Below are 18,183 nucleotides of genomic sequence, written 5' to 3'. Positions count from 1 at the left end.
TGGCCGGCTTTTCGATTACATCACCAGGCGGCGAATGTCGCTCAGCATGTTGTTGATGATGGTGATGAAGCGCGCACCATCAGCACCGTCGATCACGCGGTGGTCGAAGGACAGAGAGATTGGCATCATCAGACGCGGTACGAACTCTTTGCCATTCCACACCGGCTCCATCGCGGACTTAGACACACCGAGGATAGCCACTTCCGGCGCGTTCACAATCGGCGCGAAGTGGGTGGTACCCAGGCCGCCGATGCTGGAGATAGTGAAGCAGCCGCCCTGCATTTCGCCGGCAGTCAGCTTACCATCGCGCGCTTTCTTGGAGATCACGGTCAGTTCACGGGACAGCTCAGTGATGCTCTTCTTGTTCACGTCTTTGAAGACCGGAACAACCAGACCATTTGGCGTATCAACCGCAACACCGATGTTGATGTATTTCTTCAGCGTCAGCTTCTGGCCGTCTTCGGACAGGGAGCTGTTGAAGCGTGGCATCTGTTCCAGAGCCGCAGCAACCGCTTTCATGATGAAGACCACTGGGGTGAATTTCACGTCCAGTTTACGCTTCTCAGCTTCGGCGTTCTGCTGTTTACGGAACGCTTCCAGATCGGTGATATCGGTTTTGTCGAAGTGCGTAACGTGCGGGATCATCACCCAGTTACGGCTCAGGTTCGCACCAGAGATTTTCTGGATACGGCCCAGCTCCACTTCTTCGATTTCGCCGAACTTGCTGAAGTCCACTTTCGGCCATGGCAGCATGCCCGGGATACCGCCGCCAGCGGCTGCAGCTGGTGCAGCTTCGGCGCGTTTCACCGCGTCTTTCACGTAGGTCTGAACGTCTTCGCGCAGGATACGACCCTTACGGCCGGTCCCTTTCACTTTCGCCAGGTTAACACCGAATTCGCGCGCCAGGCGACGAATCAGCGGGGTAGCGTGGACGTAAGCGTCGTTTTCAGCGAACTCTGATTTTTCTGCTTTTGCAGCAGGGGCAGCGGCTGGTTTAGCAGCCTGAGCCGGTGCAGCAGCCGGTGCTGGAGCAGCCGCGGCAGCCGGAGCAGCGGCAGGCGCAGCGCCTTCCACTTCGAAGACCATGATTAGAGAGCCGGTAGACACTTTGTCGCCGGTGCTGATTTTGATCTCTTTAACGGTACCCGCGAATGGCGCAGGGACTTCCATAGAAGCCTTGTCGCCTTCAACGGTGATCAGTGACTGTTCAGCGGCAACTTTGTCGCCCACTTTTACCATCACTTCGGTGACTTCAACTTCGTCACCGCCGATGTCCGGTACGTTAACGTCTTTCGCGCCGCCAGCAGCGGCTGGTGCTGCGGCCGGAGCCGGAGCAGCGGCCTGTGCAGGCGCGGCAGCAGGGGCAGCACCCGCCACTTCGAAGATCATGATCAGGGAGCCGGTAGACACTTTGTCGCCGGTGTTGATCTTGATCTCTTTAACGGTACCCGCGAACGGAGCCGGCACTTCCATAGAGGCTTTATCGCCTTCTACAGTGATCAGTGACTGCTCGGCCGCAACGGTATCGCCCACTTTCACCAGGATCTCAGTGACTTCAACTTCGTCACCACCGATATCCGGCACGTTCACTTCTTTTGCAGCTGCGGCAGCTGCTGGAGCAGCGGCGGCCGGAGCGGCTTTCTTCTCTTCCTGCGCAGGTGCAGCAGCTGCTGCACCGTCGGCGGAATCGAAAATCATGATCAGTTTGCCAGTCTCGGTTTTATCGCCAACAGAGACTTTGATCTCTTTAACGATGCCAGCCTGAGGAGACGGGACTTCCATAGAGGCTTTGTCGCCTTCTACGGTGATCAGCGACTGTTCAGCTTCAACTTTGTCGCCTACTTTGACCAGGATCTCGGTGATTTCAACTTCATCAGCCCCGATGTCCGGTACATTGATTTCGATAGCCATTATTCTTTTACCTCTTACGCCAGACGCGGGTTAACTTTTTCTGCATCGATGTTGAATTTGGTGATTGCGTCTGCAACCACTTTCTTATCGATTTCGCCACGTTTAGCCAGTTCGCCCAGTGCTGCTACAACCACGTAAGAAGCATCAACTTCGAAGTGGTGACGCAGGTTTTCGCGGCTGTCAGAACGACCGAAGCCGTCAGTACCCAGTACGCGATAATCATCAGCTGGAACGTAAGTACGAACCTGCTCAGCGAACAGTTTCATATAGTCAGTAGACGCCACCGCTGGCGCGTCGTTCATCACCTGAGCGATGTAAGGAACGCGTGGGGTTTCCATTGGGTGCAGCATGTTCCAGCGCTCACAATCCTGGCCATCACGCGCCAGTTCAGTGAAGGAGGTAACAGAGTACACATCGGAACCGACACCGTAGTCTTTCGCCAGGATCTGCGCTGCTTCACGAACGTGACGCAGGATAGAACCGGAGCCCAGCAGCTGAACTTTACCTTTGCTACCTTCGATGGTTTCGAGTTTGTAGATACCTTTACGGATACCTTCCTCGGCACCTGCTGGCATTGCCGGCATGTGGTAGTTTTCGTTCAGGGTGGTGATGTAGTAGTAAATGTTCTCCTGCGCTTCACCGTACATGCGCTGCAGACCGTCATGCATGATGACCGCCACTTCGTACGCGTAAGACGGGTCGTAAGAGATACAGTTAGGGATAGTCAGAGACTGAATGTGGCTGTGACCATCTTCGTGCTGCAGACCTTCACCGTTCAGGGTCGTACGACCGGAAGTACCACCGATCAGGAAGCCGCGAGCCTGCTGGTCGCCTGCCTGCCAGCACAGGTCACCGATACGCTGGAACCCGAACATGGAGTAGTAAATGTAGAACGGGATCATCGGCAGGTTGTTGGTGCTGTAAGAGGTCGCAGCAGCCAGCCAGGATGCGCCTGCGCCCAGCTCGTTGATACCTTCCTGCAGGATCTGACCTTTCTCGTCTTCTTTGTAGTATGCAACCTGCTCACGGTCCTGCGGGGTGTACTGCTGGCCGTTCGGGCTGTAGATACCGATCTGACGGAACAGACCTTCCATACCGAAAGTACGCGCTTCGTCGGCGATGATTGGCACCAGGCGATCTTTGATCGACTTGTTCTTCAGCATCACGTTCAGGGCACGAACAAAAGCGATAGTGGTAGAGATCTCTTTGTTCTGCTCTTCCAGCAGCTGAGAGAAGTCTTCCAGCGCTGGCAGTTCCAGCTTCTCGGTGAAGTTAGGCTGACGAGCTGGCAGGTAGCCTTTCAGCGCCTGACGACGTTCGTGCAGGTACTTGTGCTCTTCAGAACCTTCAGGGAAGGTGATGTAAGACAGGTTTTCTACCTGCTCATCGGTCACTGGAACGTTGAAACGGTCGCGGATATAACGCACGCCGTCCATGTTCATTTTCTTAACCTGGTGAGCGATGTTTTTACCTTCTGCGGTATCACCCATGCCGTAACCTTTGATGGTGTGGGCCAGGATTACAGTCGCTTTACCTTTGGTTTCACGCGCTTTTTTCAGTGCAGCGTAGATTTTCTTCGGATCGTGACCACCGCGGTTCAGGGCCCAGATCTGCTCATCAGTCCAGTCTGCAACCAGGGCTGCGGTTTCTGGATATTTGCCGAAGAAGTGCTCACGCACGTAGGCACCGTCTTTGGATTTGAAGGTCTGGTAGTCACCGTCAACGGTTTCGTTCATCAGCTGGATCAGTTTACCGCTGGTGTCTTTACGCAGCAGTTCGTCCCAACGGGAACCCCACATCACTTTGATCACGTTCCAGCCAGCACCTGCGAAGATGCCTTCCAGTTCGTTGATGATCTTGCCGTTACCGGTTACCGGACCATCCAGACGCTGCAGGTTACAGTTGATGATGAAGCACAGGTTGTCCAGCTTCTCACGGGTTGCGATGGTGATCGCACCTTTGGATTCTGGCTCATCCATTTCGCCATCGCCCAGGAAGGCGTATACGGTCTGCTCAGAGGTGTCTTTCAGACCACGGTGTTCCAGATACTTCAGGAATTTCGCCTGGTAGATCGCACCGATTGGGCCCAGACCCATAGATACGGTCGGGAACTGCCAGAATTCAGGCATCAGTTTAGGGTGCGGGTAAGAAGACAGACCTTTACCGTGAACTTCCTGACGGAAGTTGTTCATCTGCTCTTCAGTCAGACGACCTTCCAGGAATGCACGTGCATAGATGCCCGGAGAGATGTGGCCCTGGAAGTACACCAGATCGCCGCCGTCTTTCTCGTTCGCTGCACGGAAGAAGTGGTTGAAGCACACTTCGTAAACGGTCGCAGAAGACTGGAAGGACGCCATGTGGCCTCCCAGTTCCAGGTCTTTCTTGGATGCGCGCAGAACGGTCATGATGGCGTTCCAGCGAATTGCAGAACGGATACGACGTTCCAGATCCAGATTGCCCGGGTATTCCGGTTCGTCTTCAACGGCAATCGTGTTTACGTAGTTGCTAGCCCCTGCACCTGAAGCAACCTTCACGCCGCCTTTGCGGGCTTCAGAAAGCAGCTGATCAATCAGATACTGAGCGCGCTCAACACCTTCTTCACGGATGACCGATTCGATCGCCTGTAGCCAGTCGCGAGTTTCGATCGGATCCACGTCATTTTGGAGACGTTCTGACATGGGGGTATTCCTTATCTATCTAATACGTTGATTTGTCTGGAACCTGTCCCATTGTGCTCTTGGGTAAGAACACAATAAGACAGGTTCTGCGTTTAGTTGCCGCGCTCTAAAAGTACCTGGCGCTTAATCCTTTCGTTGCTGTATGCGGCGTAATGAACGTTCGCGACGCGATTGTTCACGGCTGCGGTCCAGCAAGATTTCCTCAATGAAAGCCAGATGGCGGTGCGACGCTTCGCGCGCCTGCTCCGGTTCCCCGGCCATTATCGCCTCGAATACTCGGGTGCGATGGTTGCTTACCAGTGGGAGCATGTCCCGACGGGCATACAACAATTCAAAATTTTGACGAACGTTCTGGGCCAGCATCGGCTCCATGCAGCGTAGCAGATGGAGGAGCACCACGTTGTGGGCCGCTTCGGTGACGGCGATTTGATACTGGACGACGGCGCTGGACTCGGCGTCTAAATCGCCGGACTGCTGTGCCCGTTCAATGGCCTGATGCAGTTCACGGATACGCACGCGATCTTCATCAGTGCTGCGAAGGGCGGCGTAATAGGCCGCAATACCTTCCAGCGCGTGACGGGTCTCAAGCAGATCAAACTGGGATTCTGGGTGGTCAGAGAGAAGTTCTACCAGCGGATCGCTGAAGCTCTGCCACAGGCTGTTTTGCACAAAGGTTCCGCCGCCCTGGCGACGAAGCAGCAAGCCCTTTGCTTCGAGACGTTGAATCGCCTCACGCAGAGAAGGACGTGAAACGTCGAACTGTTTTGCCAGCTCGCGTTCTGGCGGAAGTTTCTCACCCGGGCGCAGAGTCCCTTCGAGGATTAAAAACTCCAGCTGCTGCTCAATCACATCAGATAGTTTTGGTTGGCGAATTTTGCTGTAGGCCATATTCCCTGTCTTACGCCTTTTTGCCCGGAGTCAATTGGTCTTACCAATTTCTATTTCGTATCGCTAAAGTAACAAAGTATTCACCTTCTGTCCATATTGGTTTTGATTGAAATCAGTAAACCCTGCACATTTTAACAACCTTACAGAAATAACGTTTCAGAAATGTAACTTTGCACAAATGAGTTGATTACTCCCAAAGAGGGAGTTTTAACCATAATGAAACGAGGGTTTTTGCAATCTGAAGCGATTCAACAAGGCAAATAATGAAAATTCGCCCACTTACGGAGCATTTCTATTCTATAGGTTGGGAGAGGAACAACGAGCGGGCCGATTTACAAATGCTTTCTTTTTATTCAAGTCGTCATCACCCCTTCATAAAGCAGGTGCATTCGCAGGCACTTACCACTATTCTGGCGCTTACGGAAGTCACCTCCGCTTTTTTCGGTCTCGTTAACCGTAAAGAAATAAATACAGAATATGGATTTTCATAATTACACACGCTCAGCGTGAACATAACAACCACACACGAGGTTTCAAATGGAAGCTCAACAGCACGGCGATCAGCTAAAGCGCGGGCTTAAAAACCGCCATATACAGCTCATCGCACTGGGCGGTGCGATTGGTACCGGCCTGTTTCTGGGCAGCGCATCCGTTATCCAGTCAGCCGGTCCGGGCATTATTTTGGGTTACGCGATTGCGGGTTTCATTGCTTTTCTGATCATGCGCCAGCTGGGTGAAATGGTGGTTGAAGAGCCGGTCGCCGGCTCCTTCAGCCACTTTGCCTATAAATACTGGGGCAGCTTTGCCGGTTTCGCCTCGGGCTGGAACTACTGGGTGCTGTACGTTCTGGTTGCCATGGCTGAGCTTACCGCCGTCGGGAAGTACATTCAGTTCTGGTACCCAGAAATCCCAACCTGGGCTTCTGCTGCAGCCTTCTTCGTCATTATCAACGCCATTAACCTGACGAACGTTAAAGTGTTCGGGGAGATGGAGTTCTGGTTTGCCATCATCAAGGTCATTGCCGTGGTGGCGATGATTATCTTCGGCGGCTGGCTGCTGTTCAGCGGCAACGGCGGCCCGCAGGCCACCGTGCGCAACCTCTGGGAACAGGGCGGATTCCTGCCTCACGGCATGACCGGTCTGGTGATGATGATGGCCATCATTATGTTCTCCTTCGGCGGTCTGGAACTCGTGGGAATCACCGCCGCTGAAGCCGACAACCCGGAGCAAAGCATTCCGAAAGCCACTAACCAGGTTATCTACCGCATTCTGATCTTCTATGTGGGCTCATTGGCCGTGCTGCTCTCCCTGCTGCCATGGACGCGCGTCACCGCCGACACTAGCCCATTTGTGCTGATCTTCCACGAGCTGGGCGACACCTTTGTCGCCAACGCCCTGAACATCGTGGTACTCACCGCCGCGCTCTCCGTTTACAACAGCTGCGTATACTGCAACAGCCGCATGCTGTTCGGCCTGGCCCAGCAGGGTAACGCGCCAAAAGCGCTGCTCAACGTCGATAAGCGCGGCGTGCCGGTAAACACGATTCTTGTTTCGGCGGTCGTGACCGCGCTGTGTGTGCTCATTAACTACATGGCACCGGAATCGGCGTTTGGCCTGCTGATGGCGCTGGTGGTCTCTGCCCTGGTCATCAACTGGGCGATGATCAGCCTGGCGCACATGAAGTTCCGCCGCGCAAAACAGCAGCAGGGTGTCACCACGCGCTTCCCTGCCCTGCTCTATCCGCTGGGTAACTGGATCTGCCTGCTGTTTATGGCAGCCGTGCTGGTGATTATGCTGATCACCCCGGGTATGGCGATTTCCGTCTACCTGATCCCGGTCTGGATTGCGATCCTGGGCGTGGGCTATCTGTTCAGTCAGAAAAGCCGTAATGCCATGAAGGCACACTAAGCCTCTCTTCGCGGCACCTGCTTTTGCGGGTGCCGCGCGTTGTTACCTCCTTCACACTTTCACGTCCACAGCGCATTTATCCATATCACCGCCCTGATACTGCAACGCATATATTCCTTTGCCAGCAAATAATTCTCTCCATACCGTAAACCGGAGAGCTGTCGATGGATAACAACAAACTGTCAGTAAAAGAAAAGATCGGCTATGGGATGGGCGACGCGGGATGCAACATCATCTTTGGCGCCATCATGTTGTTTGTTAACTATTTTTATACGGATATTTTTGGCCTCGCCCCTGCGCTGGTCGGCGTGCTGCTGCTTTCCGTGCGCGTGATTGACGCCGTAACGGACCCGATCATGGGCGCGATTGCTGACCGTACCCGCAGCAAATATGGCCGGTTTCGTCCATGGCTGCTGTGGATCGCCTTCCCCTACGCGCTGTTCAGCATCCTGATGTTCACCACGCCTGAGTGGAGCTATAACAGCAAAGTTATCTATGCGTTTGTCACCTATTTCCTGCTGTCGCTTACCTATACCGCCATCAATATCCCCTATTGCTCGCTGGGCGGGGTGATCACCAACGATCCAAAAGAACGTGTGGCCTGCCAGTCCTATCGCTTCGTGCTGGTCGGCATCGCCACGCTGCTGCTCTCATTAACGCTGCTGCCGATGGCCGACTGGTTTGGCGGGGACAACAAAGCCAAAGGCTACCAGATGGCGATGACCGTTCTGGCGCTGATTGGCACATGCATGTTCCTGTTCTGCTTCGCCACCGTGCGCGAGCGCGTGCGTCCGGCGGTGCAGACCAATGACCAGCTGAAAAATGACCTGAAAGACGTGTGGAAAAACGACCAGTGGGTGCGCATTCTGCTGCTGACGCTCTGCAACGTCTGCCCGGGCTTTATCCGCATGGCGGCCACCATGTATTACGTGACCTGGGTGATGGGTCAGAGCACTCATTTCGCCACGCTGTTTATCAGCCTGGGCGTCGTCGGCATGATGCTCGGCAGCATGCTGGCAAAAGTGCTGACCGACCGCTGGTGCAAACTAAAGGTCTTCTTCTGGACCAATATCGTGCTGGCGATTTTCTCCTGCGCCTTTTATTTCTTCGACCCGAAAGCCACCGTCACCATCGTGGTGCTCTACTTCCTGCTGAACATCCTGCACCAGATCCCGTCTCCGCTACACTGGTCGCTGATGGCCGACGTGGACGACTACGGCGAGTGGAAGACCGGTAAGCGCATCACCGGGATCAGCTTCTCCGGCAACATCTTCTTCCTGAAGCTGGGGCTAGCGATTGCCGGAGCGATGGTCGGCTTCCTGCTCTCCTGGTACGGTTATGATGCGGGAGCAAAAGCGCAGAGCGCGGACGCCATTAACGGGATCGTGCTACTCTTTACCGTCATTCCCGGCATTGGATACTTAATTACCGCGGGTGTAGTACGACTGCTGAAGGTGGATCGTGAAACCATGAAGCAGATCCAGTCCGATCTGGAAAAACGCCGCAACAACTATCAAGAGCTGAACGATTATCAGGAACTGAAAGCTGCTGAGACTAAATAAGGAAATCCGAATGCAAACCTGGCCAAACCCGTTTATCGAACAACGCGCCGATCCGTACATTTTACATCACGAGGGGCAGTACTATTTTATCGCCTCCGTGCCGGAGTACGACAGGCTGGCGATCCGCCGCGCAGCGTCGCTGGAAGGCTTACGTCATGCCGAAGAAGTGGTGGTCTGGCGTAAACCCGAGACCGGATCAATGAGCCAGCTGATTTGGGCGCCGGAACTGCACCACATTGACGGGAAGTGGTACATCTATTTTGCTGCGGCGCACACCCAGGCGCTCGACGCGCTCGGGATGTTCCAGCACCGCATGTTTGCCATTGAATGTGCCGACAGCGATCCGCTTACCGGCACGTGGGTGGAAAAAGGGCAGATCAAAACGCCTTTCGATACCTTCGCCCTGGACGCCACCACCTTTTTGCATCAGGGGAAACGCTGGTATCTGTGGGCGCAAAAAGCGCCGGATATCACCGGGAACTCCAACCTTTATCTGTGTGAAATGGCGAACCCGTGGACGCTGAAAGGCGAGCCGGTGATGCTCAGCAAGCCGGAATACGACTGGGAGTGTCGCGGGTTTTGGGTCAACGAAGGCCCGGCGGTACTGGTTCACGGCGATAAGCTGTTTATCAGCTATTCCGCCAGCGCTACCGACGAGAACTACTGCATGGGGCTGCTGTGGATAGACCTGAACGCGGATCCGCAAAACCCACTGAACTGGCAAAAATCTCCGCATCCCGTATTCGTGACCAGCTACGAAAACCGCCAGTTCGGCCCGGGCCATAACAGCTTTACGCAAATGCCGGAAGGGGGCGATGTGCTGGTGTATCACGCGCGGAATTACACCGAAATTGAGGGCGATCCGCTGTACGATCCGAATCGCCATACCCGCCTGAAGCTTGTCCGCTGGAATGAAAACGGGATGCCTGATTTCGGCATCCCGCCCGCGGATACGCTTTAGACTTTGCGGCGCGCTGGCTTACACCAGCGTGCCGTAGATAGTCAGCAGCGCCACGATAACCACCACCACAAACGACGTTTTCTTCGCCATGGAGACAGCGGCTTTCGGCGTTTCAATCTTGTCGGTATGCGGCTCACGTGCCAGCGAGAACTGCGCCAGACGCGTTAGCACCTGATACTGCGACGTATGGCGATCGGCAAGAGAAGCAAACCACGCGGGCAACGCTTTTTCACCGTGGCCAATTAACGCGTAAACCACGCCCACCAGACGCACCGGGAGCCAGTCTAGCACGTGCAGGATGGCATCGATGCCGGACAGCAGGCGTTCATGCGGCGTCAGATAGCGGGCAAGCCAGGTCTGCCAGGCGCGCAGGAACGCATACCCCATCAGCAGTACCGGCCCCCACGGGCCGCCCACTACGAACCAGAATAGCGGCGCCAGGTAGTAACGGAAGTTAATCCACAGCAGCGCGTTCTGCAGTTCGCGCAGAAACTCGCGCTCGTCGCAGTCAGGCGGCACGCCGTGGATCATGGTCAGTTCGCTCGCCATGGCACTGCGCGCATGGGCATCATCACGGGAGGCGGCTTTCAGGTAGGCGTGATAGTGCAAACGCACCTTGCCCGCACCAATGCACAGCACGCCGAGCAGGATCCACACCACCAGCAGCGGCACGTTGAAAAAGAGTCCATACAGCGAGCGCAGCAGCAGGAACGTAATCACCATCACACCCGCCATCATCAGCAGCGTACGCAGCATGGAAAAGTGCTTGATACGGCGGAATAACACCTCCAGCCGGTGATCCAGATGCCAGTGCTCACCGAGCTTGAACAGGCGTTCAGCGATGATGACCAGCAGCATGGTAAACAACGTCATGGTATCTCCTTATTCTGACGACGCGGTGAGCATGGCACGAAAGCGGGGCCAGTCGAATGCCGGGCCGGGATCGGTTTTTCTCGCCGGGGCAATATCGCAGTGCCCGGTAATATTGTCGGCGATTGCCGGGTAAAGTCCGATAAGCGTGCGGGTCACAGCCGCTAGCTGTTGATACTGTGAATCGGTGTAGGGCGTGGTATCCGTGCCTTCCAGTTCGATCCCGATAGAAAAATCATTGCACCGCTCGCGCCCGTGATACACCGACACCCCGGCATGCCAGGCGCGCTTATCAAAAGGAACATACTGAACCACTTCACCATCGCGACGAATCAGGCAGTGAGCCGATACGCGCAGATGTGCAATTTCAGCAAAGAAGGGATGAGCATCGGGATCAATCGTTCCCGTGAATAACGCATCAATCCACGGGCCGCCAAATTCACCCGGCGGGAGACTAATATTATGAACCACCAGCAGTGTGGGCTTTTCATCCTCCGGGCGGCAATCGTGGTGCGGCGAGGGCACACGCCGCGCATCCACCAGCCATCCGTTTTTTAACAACATGCTGGAACTCCTTCTGTATGGTGCAATGACTCGGTTCAGAGTAGCATGTTTCAATATTATGATTCGTTACCAATTTGGAGTTTTATCATGCCGCCTCGCCGCTACAACCCCGACCACCGACGTGAAGCGCTTCTGGAACGTATTAATATGGATATTCCGGCAAGCGTCTCCCATGCTTTGAAAGAAGATCTGGGCGGTGATGTTAATGCCGAAAAGGATATTACCGCACAATTGTTGCCGAAAGAGACGCGCTCCCACGCGGTCATTATCACCCGCGAAGAGGGTGTTTTTTGCGGCAAGCGCTGGGTTGAAGAGGTCTTTACTCAACTGGCGGGTGATGATGTGCAGATTATCTGGCACGTTGAAGACGGCGATGCGATTACGGCAAACCAGCCGCTGTTTGAACTGGACGGACCTTCCCGCGTCTTGCTGACTGGCGAACGTACCGCGCTCAACTTTGTACAAACGCTCTCTGGTGTCGCCAGTGAAGTACGTCGCTACGTTGACCTGCTGGCAGGCACCCGCACCCAGCTGCTGGATACCCGCAAAACGCTGCCGGGCCTGCGCACGGCGCTGAAGTATGCGGTGCTGTGCGGCGGTGGCGCAAACCATCGTCTGGGCCTGTCCGACGCCTTCCTGATTAAAGAAAACCATATTATTGCCTCTGGCTCCGTGCGTCAGGCAGTGGAGAAGGCCTTCTGGCTGCACCCTGATGTGCCGGTTGAAGTGGAAGTGGAAAACCTGGACGAGCTGGAGCAGGCGATTAAGGCCGGGGCCGATATCATCATGCTCGATAACTTCGAAACCGAGCAGATGCGCGAGGCGGTAAAATTGACTAACGGCCGGGCCCAGCTTGAAGTGTCCGGGAACGTCACCTTCGAAACGATCCGTGAATTCGCCGAAACCGGCGTGGATTACATCTCCGTCGGCGCGCTGACCAAACACGTTCGCGCCCTCGACCTCTCAATGCGCTTCAAATAATGCATTCTCCCCTCTCCGCCCGGAGAGGGGAATTTCAGCCCCGCTCGCATATCCGCTGTTCTTCCCTGCAACGCGGCATAAATTCTCTGAATGTGCTTTCCCGTTCACTTTTTTGCCCCTCGTATCTGCCCTTTCGCGCTGACAGAGTAGCTCCACTAAACGTAAGGAGCAGATATGAACAGACAACACGGATTCACTCTCATTGAGCTGATGGTGGTCATCGGCATTATCGCGATTCTGAGCGCCATCGGCGTACCAGCCTATCAGAACTACCTGCGCAAAGCGGCGCTGACCGATATGCTGCAAACCTTCGTTCCTTACCGCACGGCCATTGAGCTTTGCGCACTTGATCACGGAGGCGTGGAGAGCTGCGATGCCGGCAGCAACGGTATCCCTTCCCCCACCACGACACGCTACGTTTCAGGAATGAGCGTGGCAAAAGGGACCGTGACCTTAACAGGACAGGAGAGTCTTAACGGGCTGACGGTAACCATGACGCCACGGTGGAACGACGGCAACGGTATGACGGGCTGGACGCGCGACTGTAAGATCGGTGCTGATAGCGCCCTGAAACAGGCCTGCGAAGACGTTTTCCGCTTCGACAACAACTGAGGAGCGGATAATGAATACCGAGCAACTCGTGGCGCTTTGTCTGCGCCACCGCGCGCTGCTGCTCACCAGCGACAGTGACATGGTCAGCATTGCCGTCGTGGGAAGCCCCGCGGCTGAACTCATGGAGGCGCTGCGCTTCGCCACCCAGAAACGAATTGATATTGAGTGCTGGAGCGCTGAGCGCATGGAAAAACACCGGCAGCTAACGTCCCAATCACATCTGCCCGGCATTACGCAAACATACTCAACAGTTGATGTCCTCAACCACACGCTGCAGCAGGCAATCAACCGACGCGCCTCTGATATTCATATCGAACCGATGGAGCACGCGTGCCAGATTCGTTTACGTATCGACGGCGTACTTTGCCCTCAGCCTCCCCTTGCCGCTGAACTGGCAAGCCTGTTCAGCGCACGTTTAAAGGTGCTGGGTAACCTGGATATTGCAGAACGTCGTTTGCCCCAGGACGGTCAGTTTACGATTGAGCTGGCAAACGAGCCGGTCTCATTTCGGATCGCGACGCTTCCCTGCAGCGGTGGTGAGAAAATTGTGCTGCGTCTCTTGCATCAGGTTCAGCAGGCCCTTGAGCCTGAAGCGCTTGGTATGAGTGCTGAACAACTGGCCCGTTTCAACGAGGTGCTCCACCAGCCGCAGGGGCTGATTCTGGTCACCGGCCCTACCGGCAGCGGCAAAACCGTGACGTTGTACAGCGCGCTGCAGGCGCGTAACACCCCTGACGTCAACATATGCAGCGTGGAGGATCCCATTGAGATCCCCCTTGCGGGTTTAAACCAGACGCAGATTAATCCCCGGGCGGGTTTAACATTCCAGAGCGTGTTAAGGGCGCTGCTACGTCAGGATCCCGACATCATTATGGTCGGCGAAATCCGTGACGGTGAAACGGCAGAAATTGCCATTAATGCCGCCCAGACCGGTCATCTGGTACTGTCAACGCTGCACACCAACTCGACGACAGAAACCCTGATTCGACTGGAGCAGATGGGCGTCGCGCGCTGGATGATATCTTCCGCGCTGTCGATGGTGATTGCCCAGCGACTGGTCCGGCGCCTGTGCCCACATTGTCGTCGGGAAGCCAGCGAGCATGCTGAATTACCGCGCGCCGTATGGTCCAGACCACTTCCTCGCTGGCAGTCCACCGGCTGCGATCGCTGTTATCACGGTTTTTATGGCCGCGTGGCTATTTTTGAAGTACTTGCGGTCGACAATGCGCTGCGACAGGCCATTGCCAGCGGAGCGGGAACAGAATTGATAGAAGCGAGCGCCCGGCAGGCGGGAATGATTTCTCTTTTCGAGCACGGTTGCATGGCCGTCGAACAAGGGCTGACCACGCTCGAAGAACTGGTGCGCGTGCTGGGAATGCCAAATGGCGGCTAATCAACTCTGGCGCTGGCGAGCGCTCACCAAAGAAGGTGAACTCCGAAGCGGGACACTCTGGGCCACAGACCGCAATGCCGCCTTCACCCGGCTAGTGCGGAGCGATCTCCATCCTTTGACGCTGACCCGATGCGCTCAGCAACACCGCTGGCGGCCACATCACTGCTACGAGATGTTTCGCCAGCTTGCAACGCTTCTGCAGGCCGGGCTGACGTTGTCCCACAGCCTGCAGATGCTGGCAGAGCAACATCCGTTAAAACCGTGGCAGGCACTGCTGCAAAGTATTGCCGATGAGCTCGGTGAGGGAGCCCCCTTTTCTGAGTCGCTAAAAAAGTGGCCAGCCGTTTTTAGCCCACTGCATGTCTCGATGGTGAAAACCGGTGAGCTCACAGGGAAACTGGAGGAGTGTTGTCGCCAGCTCGCGCAGCAGCAAAAAGCGCAGCAGGAGCTCAGAGCAAAGGTAAAAAAAGCCCTGCGCTATCCGGCGATTGTCCTGACGCTGGCCGTGCTCGTGGTGCTGGCGATGGTTGTCCTGGTCTTGCCCGAGTTTGCCGCGATCTATAAAACGTTTAACGCTCCGCTTCCCCTGCTGACACAGATGGTCATGGGGATGGCCGCCTTTATCCAGTCCTATGCCCTCGCGTTGTTCGCCGCGTTATTAGCGCCCTTGGCCACTGCCTGGGCTCTGCGGCAGAACCCTCGCTGGCAGCGCATGCTGATGTATACGCCCGTGATGGGCGCGCTGGCAAAAGGGCAAAAACTGGGACACATCTTTACCGTGCTGTCACTCACGCAGCAGTCCGGAATCCCCTTTCTACAGGGCCTGGAGAGTGCAGAGGAGACCGTTGAAAGTCGGTACTGGCAGGGAATACTCCGTGGCGTTCGGGAGGACATTGAAAAAGGTCTCCCCGTCTGGTCATCCTTTAATAAAGCGGGCATCTTTACCCCGCTGTGTATTCAGCTTTTACGAACCGGCGAAATATCAGGTGCGCTGGATATCATGCTGGCAAACCTCGCCCGGCATCACACGGAACAGACCTTTCAACGAGCAGATAGCCTGGCGGCCCTTCTGGAACCGGTGCTTCTGATTGTGACAGGGGTCATCATCGGCACGCTGGTGGTGGCAATGTACCTGCCGATTTTCCATCTGGGGGATGCGTTGAGTGCGGGATAGTACAGCAGGGCTGGCGCACGGGCATGCGCCAGCGAAAGCCATTACAGGCTATTGAATACGCGGTTTTCTTGTTCCTGAACGCGAATAAACGTCGTACGCTTTGTCAGCTCTTTCAGACGGGATGCTCCAACGTAGGTGCAGGCAGAGCGCAGGCCGCCGAGGATATCGCGTGCGGTGTTTTCAACCGGGCCGCGCAGAGGCAGCTTCACGGTTTTGCCTTCTGCCGCACGGTATTTTGCTACGCCACCGACGTGACGGGTCATCGCAGACTCAGAGCTCATACCGTAGAACAGCATGAATTTCTCGCCGTTCTCTTCAACTACGGTACCACCGCTCTCTTCGTGACCTGCCAGCATACCGCCGAGCATCACGAAGTCCGCGCCGCCGCCGAAAGCCTTTGCGACATCACCCGGCATGGTGCAACCGCCGTCGCTGATGATCTGTCCGCCCAGCCCGTGCGCCGCATCGGCACATTCAATGACGGCGGAGAGCTGCGGATAACCGACGCCGGTTTTGACGCGTGTCGTGCATACAGAGCCCGGACCAATGCCCACTTTCACGATATCGGCACCGGAGAGGATCAGCTCTTCACACATTTCACCGGTCACCACGTTGCCCGCGATGATGGTTTTCGTCGGCCAGGCCTCACGCGCCTTGCTGACGAACTGCACGAAGTGCTCGGAGTAACCGTTCGCCACGTCAATACAAACGAAGTTGAGCGCCGGGTTAGCGTTCAGGATCTGTTTGGTCTTCTCGAAATCCGCATCGGAGGTGCCGGTAGAAACCATCACATGCTTCACTACGTCAGCAGATGTGGACGCGACAAACGCATTCCACTCTTCAGGGCTGTAATGTTTGTGCACGGCGGTGAGAATATCAAACTGTGCCAGGGCGGTTGCCATCTTAAAGGTACCCACAGTATCCATGTTGGCAGCGATGATCGGCACGCCAGACCAGGTCTGACCGGAATGCTTAAAGGTGAATTGACGTTCGAGTTCAACGTCTGAGCGACTTTTCAGTGTAGAGCGTTTAGGGCGGATAAGAACGTCTTTGAAACCTAACTTCAGATCTTCTTCGATACGCATGTGCGGATTCCTGGGGTTAGAGGCAAATATGTTAAAAGCACAACTCCAGTGACGCTATCATACGCACTAATACCTGCTCCGCAAGACTGCGAAATTCTCTTTTTTTACGCTACAATCCTATAAATTTACCTGGTCAAAAGCCGGTAAACAGGGCTAAACAGTTGCTGGCGCACCTGAGAGTTTTAATCCACTGATTTTAATAATGAATAATTCCCAGGATTTGATTTAATGGGGTATATCGTCGCATTAACCGGCGGCATCGGTAGTGGCAAAAGTACCGTTGCGGACGCGTTTTCTCGTTTGGGTATCACGATTATTGATGCCGATATCATTGCCCGCCAGGTGGTAGAGCCCAATACACCCGCGCTAAAGGCCATAGCAGAACATTTTGGTCAGGCAATCATCAATGCCGACGGCACACTGAATCGCCGTCAGCTTCGCGAATGGATTTTTTCTGATTCTGCGGAAAAAGCCTGGCTTAATGCCCTGCTCCACCCCATCATCCACCAGGAAACTCAGCGTCAGATAGCCGCAGCCCGCTCGCCCTATGTCCTGTGGGTGGTCCCGCTGCTGGTGGAAAATCAGCTGCATCAGAAAGCCGATCGGGTGCTGGTGATTGATGTTGAACCCGAAACGCAAATCCAGAGAACCATGACGCGCGATCGCGTTTCGCGGGAGCATGCTGAACAAATTCTTGCCGCTCAGGCTACGCGCGCTCAGCGTCTTGCCGTGGCGGATGATGTTATTGATAATAACGGCGCACCAGATGCCATTGCATCGGATGTTGCCCGTCTGCACGCGCAGTATCTGACGTTCGCCGCGCAGGCCGTTGCACAGGAAAAACTATAATGTCGACACACATCCTTTTTGAGCATCCGCTCAATGAAAAAATGCGCACCTGGCTGCGTATCGAATTTCTTATTCAACAACTTTCACAACATCTGCCGGTTAACGATCATGCCACCGCATTGCACTTCTTCCGCAACGTAGGCGATCTGCTGGATGTGATTGAACGCGGTGATGTCCGCACAGAATTACTCAAAGAGCTGGAGCGCCAGCAGCGTAAATTGCAGGCATGGACAGAAGTCCCCGGCGTAGATCAGAGCCGTATCGACGCGCTCCGCCAGCAGTTGAAAAGCAGTAGCGCCGTCCTGATGGCCGCGCCACGCGTCGGGCAGTTTTTGCGCGAAGACCGCCTGATTGGCCTGGTGCGCCAGCGTCTGAGCATCCCTGGCGGCTGCTGCAGCTTCGACCTGCCGACGCTGCATATGTGGCTACATATGCCACAGGCGCAGCGTGACGCACAAGTGAACAGCTGGCTGGCAAGCCTGGAGCCAATGCACCAGACGCTGTCGCTGATCCTCGACCTGATACGTAACTCTGCGCCGTTCCGCAAGCAAACCAGCCTGAATGGTTTCTACCAGGATAACGGTGATGATGCCGATCTTCTGCGCCTGAATTTATCGCTTGGCGAACAGCTTTACCCGCAGATTTCCGGGCATAAGAGCCGTTTTGCGATTCGCTTTATGCCGCTGGACAGTGAAAATGGCACCGTGCCGGAACGTCTCGATTTTGAACTGGCCTGTTGTTAAGGAG

The 18,183-nt window shown here is 55.3% G+C and carries 16 protein-coding genes; 10 read left to right on the top strand and 6 right to left on the bottom strand.

The window, feature by feature from the left end:
* Positions 1 to 15 precede the first annotated feature (15 nt).
* The 3 genes from aceF to pdhR form a co-directional block, all read right to left on the bottom strand.
* Positions 16 to 1,911, bottom strand: a complete 1,896-nt coding sequence (aceF, locus tag PUP35_RS03625) for a pyruvate dehydrogenase complex dihydrolipoyllysine-residue acetyltransferase (RefSeq protein ID WP_111964021.1) — start codon at positions 1,909 to 1,911, stop codon at positions 16 to 18.
* Between the two features lie 14 nt (positions 1,912 to 1,925).
* A complete protein-coding gene (aceE, locus tag PUP35_RS03620; protein WP_028015529.1) occupies positions 1,926 to 4,589 on the bottom strand; it encodes a pyruvate dehydrogenase (acetyl-transferring), homodimeric type in 2,664 nt (887 codons plus the stop codon).
* Positions 4,590 to 4,712: 123 nt separating this feature from the next.
* Positions 4,713 to 5,477, bottom strand: a complete 765-nt coding sequence (pdhR, locus tag PUP35_RS03615) for a pyruvate dehydrogenase complex transcriptional repressor PdhR (protein ID WP_008501960.1) — start codon at positions 5,475 to 5,477, stop codon at positions 4,713 to 4,715.
* 263 nt (positions 5,478 to 5,740) lie between these two features.
* Between pdhR and PUP35_RS03610 the strand changes: the two genes are divergently transcribed.
* The 4 genes from PUP35_RS03610 (at position 5,741) to PUP35_RS03595 (ending at position 9,908) form a co-directional block, all read left to right on the top strand.
* Positions 5,741 to 5,968 (top strand): hypothetical protein, encoded by a 228-nt coding sequence (locus PUP35_RS03610; RefSeq protein ID WP_127729634.1) that lies wholly within the window; start codon positions 5,741 to 5,743, stop codon positions 5,966 to 5,968.
* Positions 5,969 to 6,014: 46 nt separating this feature from the next.
* Positions 6,015 to 7,385, top strand: coding sequence for an aromatic amino acid transporter AroP (gene aroP / locus PUP35_RS03605; protein WP_045355157.1), 1,371 nt, complete (start codon positions 6,015 to 6,017; stop codon positions 7,383 to 7,385).
* A gap of 164 nt (positions 7,386 to 7,549) precedes the next feature.
* On the top strand, positions 7,550 to 8,947 hold the full coding sequence (locus PUP35_RS03600) for a glycoside-pentoside-hexuronide (GPH):cation symporter (protein WP_271368817.1): 1,398 nt from the start codon (positions 7,550 to 7,552) through the stop codon (positions 8,945 to 8,947).
* Positions 8,948 to 8,957: 10 nt separating this feature from the next.
* Positions 8,958 to 9,908 (top strand): glycoside hydrolase family 43 protein, encoded by a 951-nt coding sequence (locus PUP35_RS03595; protein ID WP_274242064.1) that lies wholly within the window; start codon positions 8,958 to 8,960, stop codon positions 9,906 to 9,908.
* 18 nt (positions 9,909 to 9,926) lie between these two features.
* On the opposite strand, the gene ampE is transcribed toward PUP35_RS03595, so the two are convergent.
* Positions 9,927 to 10,781: a beta-lactamase regulator AmpE gene (gene ampE, locus PUP35_RS03590; protein ID WP_111964025.1), complete on the bottom strand. Its 855-nt coding sequence runs from the start codon at positions 10,779 to 10,781 to the stop codon at positions 9,927 to 9,929.
* Positions 10,782 to 10,790: 9 nt separating this feature from the next.
* Entirely contained in the window at positions 10,791 to 11,342 is a 552-nt protein-coding gene (ampD, locus tag PUP35_RS03585; protein ID WP_274242061.1) for a 1,6-anhydro-N-acetylmuramyl-L-alanine amidase AmpD, read from the bottom strand.
* An 87-nt stretch (positions 11,343 to 11,429) separates the two neighbouring features.
* Between ampD and nadC the strand changes: the two genes are divergently transcribed.
* The 4 genes from nadC (at position 11,430) to hofC (ending at position 15,502) form a co-directional block, all read left to right on the top strand.
* A complete protein-coding gene (gene nadC, locus PUP35_RS03580) occupies positions 11,430 to 12,323 on the top strand; it encodes a carboxylating nicotinate-nucleotide diphosphorylase (protein ID WP_115876431.1) in 894 nt (297 codons plus the stop codon).
* 174 nt (positions 12,324 to 12,497) lie between these two features.
* Entirely contained in the window at positions 12,498 to 12,935 is a 438-nt protein-coding gene (gene ppdD, locus PUP35_RS03575; RefSeq protein WP_111964028.1) for a prepilin peptidase-dependent pilin, read from the top strand.
* Positions 12,936 to 12,945: 10 nt separating this feature from the next.
* The gene (gene gspE, locus PUP35_RS03570) at positions 12,946 to 14,328 is read left to right on the top strand and encodes a type II secretion system protein GspE (protein WP_252093403.1); all 1,383 of its coding nucleotides are present in this window, start codon (positions 12,946 to 12,948) and stop codon (positions 14,326 to 14,328) included.
* Positions 14,318 to 15,502 carry a protein transport protein HofC gene (hofC, locus tag PUP35_RS03565; protein ID WP_115876433.1) on the top strand — a complete coding sequence of 395 codons (1,185 nt, stop codon included), beginning with the start codon at positions 14,318 to 14,320 and terminating at the stop codon, positions 15,500 to 15,502. Before gspE ends, hofC begins: the two co-directional genes overlap by 11 nt.
* 41 nt (positions 15,503 to 15,543) lie before the next feature.
* On the opposite strand, the gene PUP35_RS03560 is transcribed toward hofC, so the two are convergent.
* The gene (locus PUP35_RS03560) at positions 15,544 to 16,587 is read right to left on the bottom strand and encodes a GMP reductase (protein WP_274242056.1); all 1,044 of its coding nucleotides are present in this window, start codon (positions 16,585 to 16,587) and stop codon (positions 15,544 to 15,546) included.
* 228 nt (positions 16,588 to 16,815) lie between these two features.
* On the opposite strand from PUP35_RS03560, the gene coaE reads away from it, so the two are divergent.
* Complete coding sequence (gene coaE / locus PUP35_RS03555; protein ID WP_271368824.1) at positions 16,816 to 17,436, top strand: dephospho-CoA kinase; 621 nt, start codon at positions 16,816 to 16,818, stop codon at positions 17,434 to 17,436.
* A complete protein-coding gene (zapD, locus tag PUP35_RS03550; protein ID WP_047173318.1) occupies positions 17,436 to 18,179 on the top strand; it encodes a cell division protein ZapD in 744 nt (247 codons plus the stop codon). Before coaE ends, zapD begins: the two co-directional genes overlap by 1 nt.
* Positions 18,180 to 18,183 lie beyond the last annotated feature (4 nt).

This window comes from Enterobacter sp. S-33 (assembly GCF_028735835.1).
In the GTDB taxonomy this organism is placed as follows: Bacteria; Pseudomonadota; Gammaproteobacteria; order Enterobacterales; family Enterobacteriaceae; genus Enterobacter; species Enterobacter vonholyi.
This window is presented reverse-complemented; position numbering and strand designations above follow the sequence as displayed.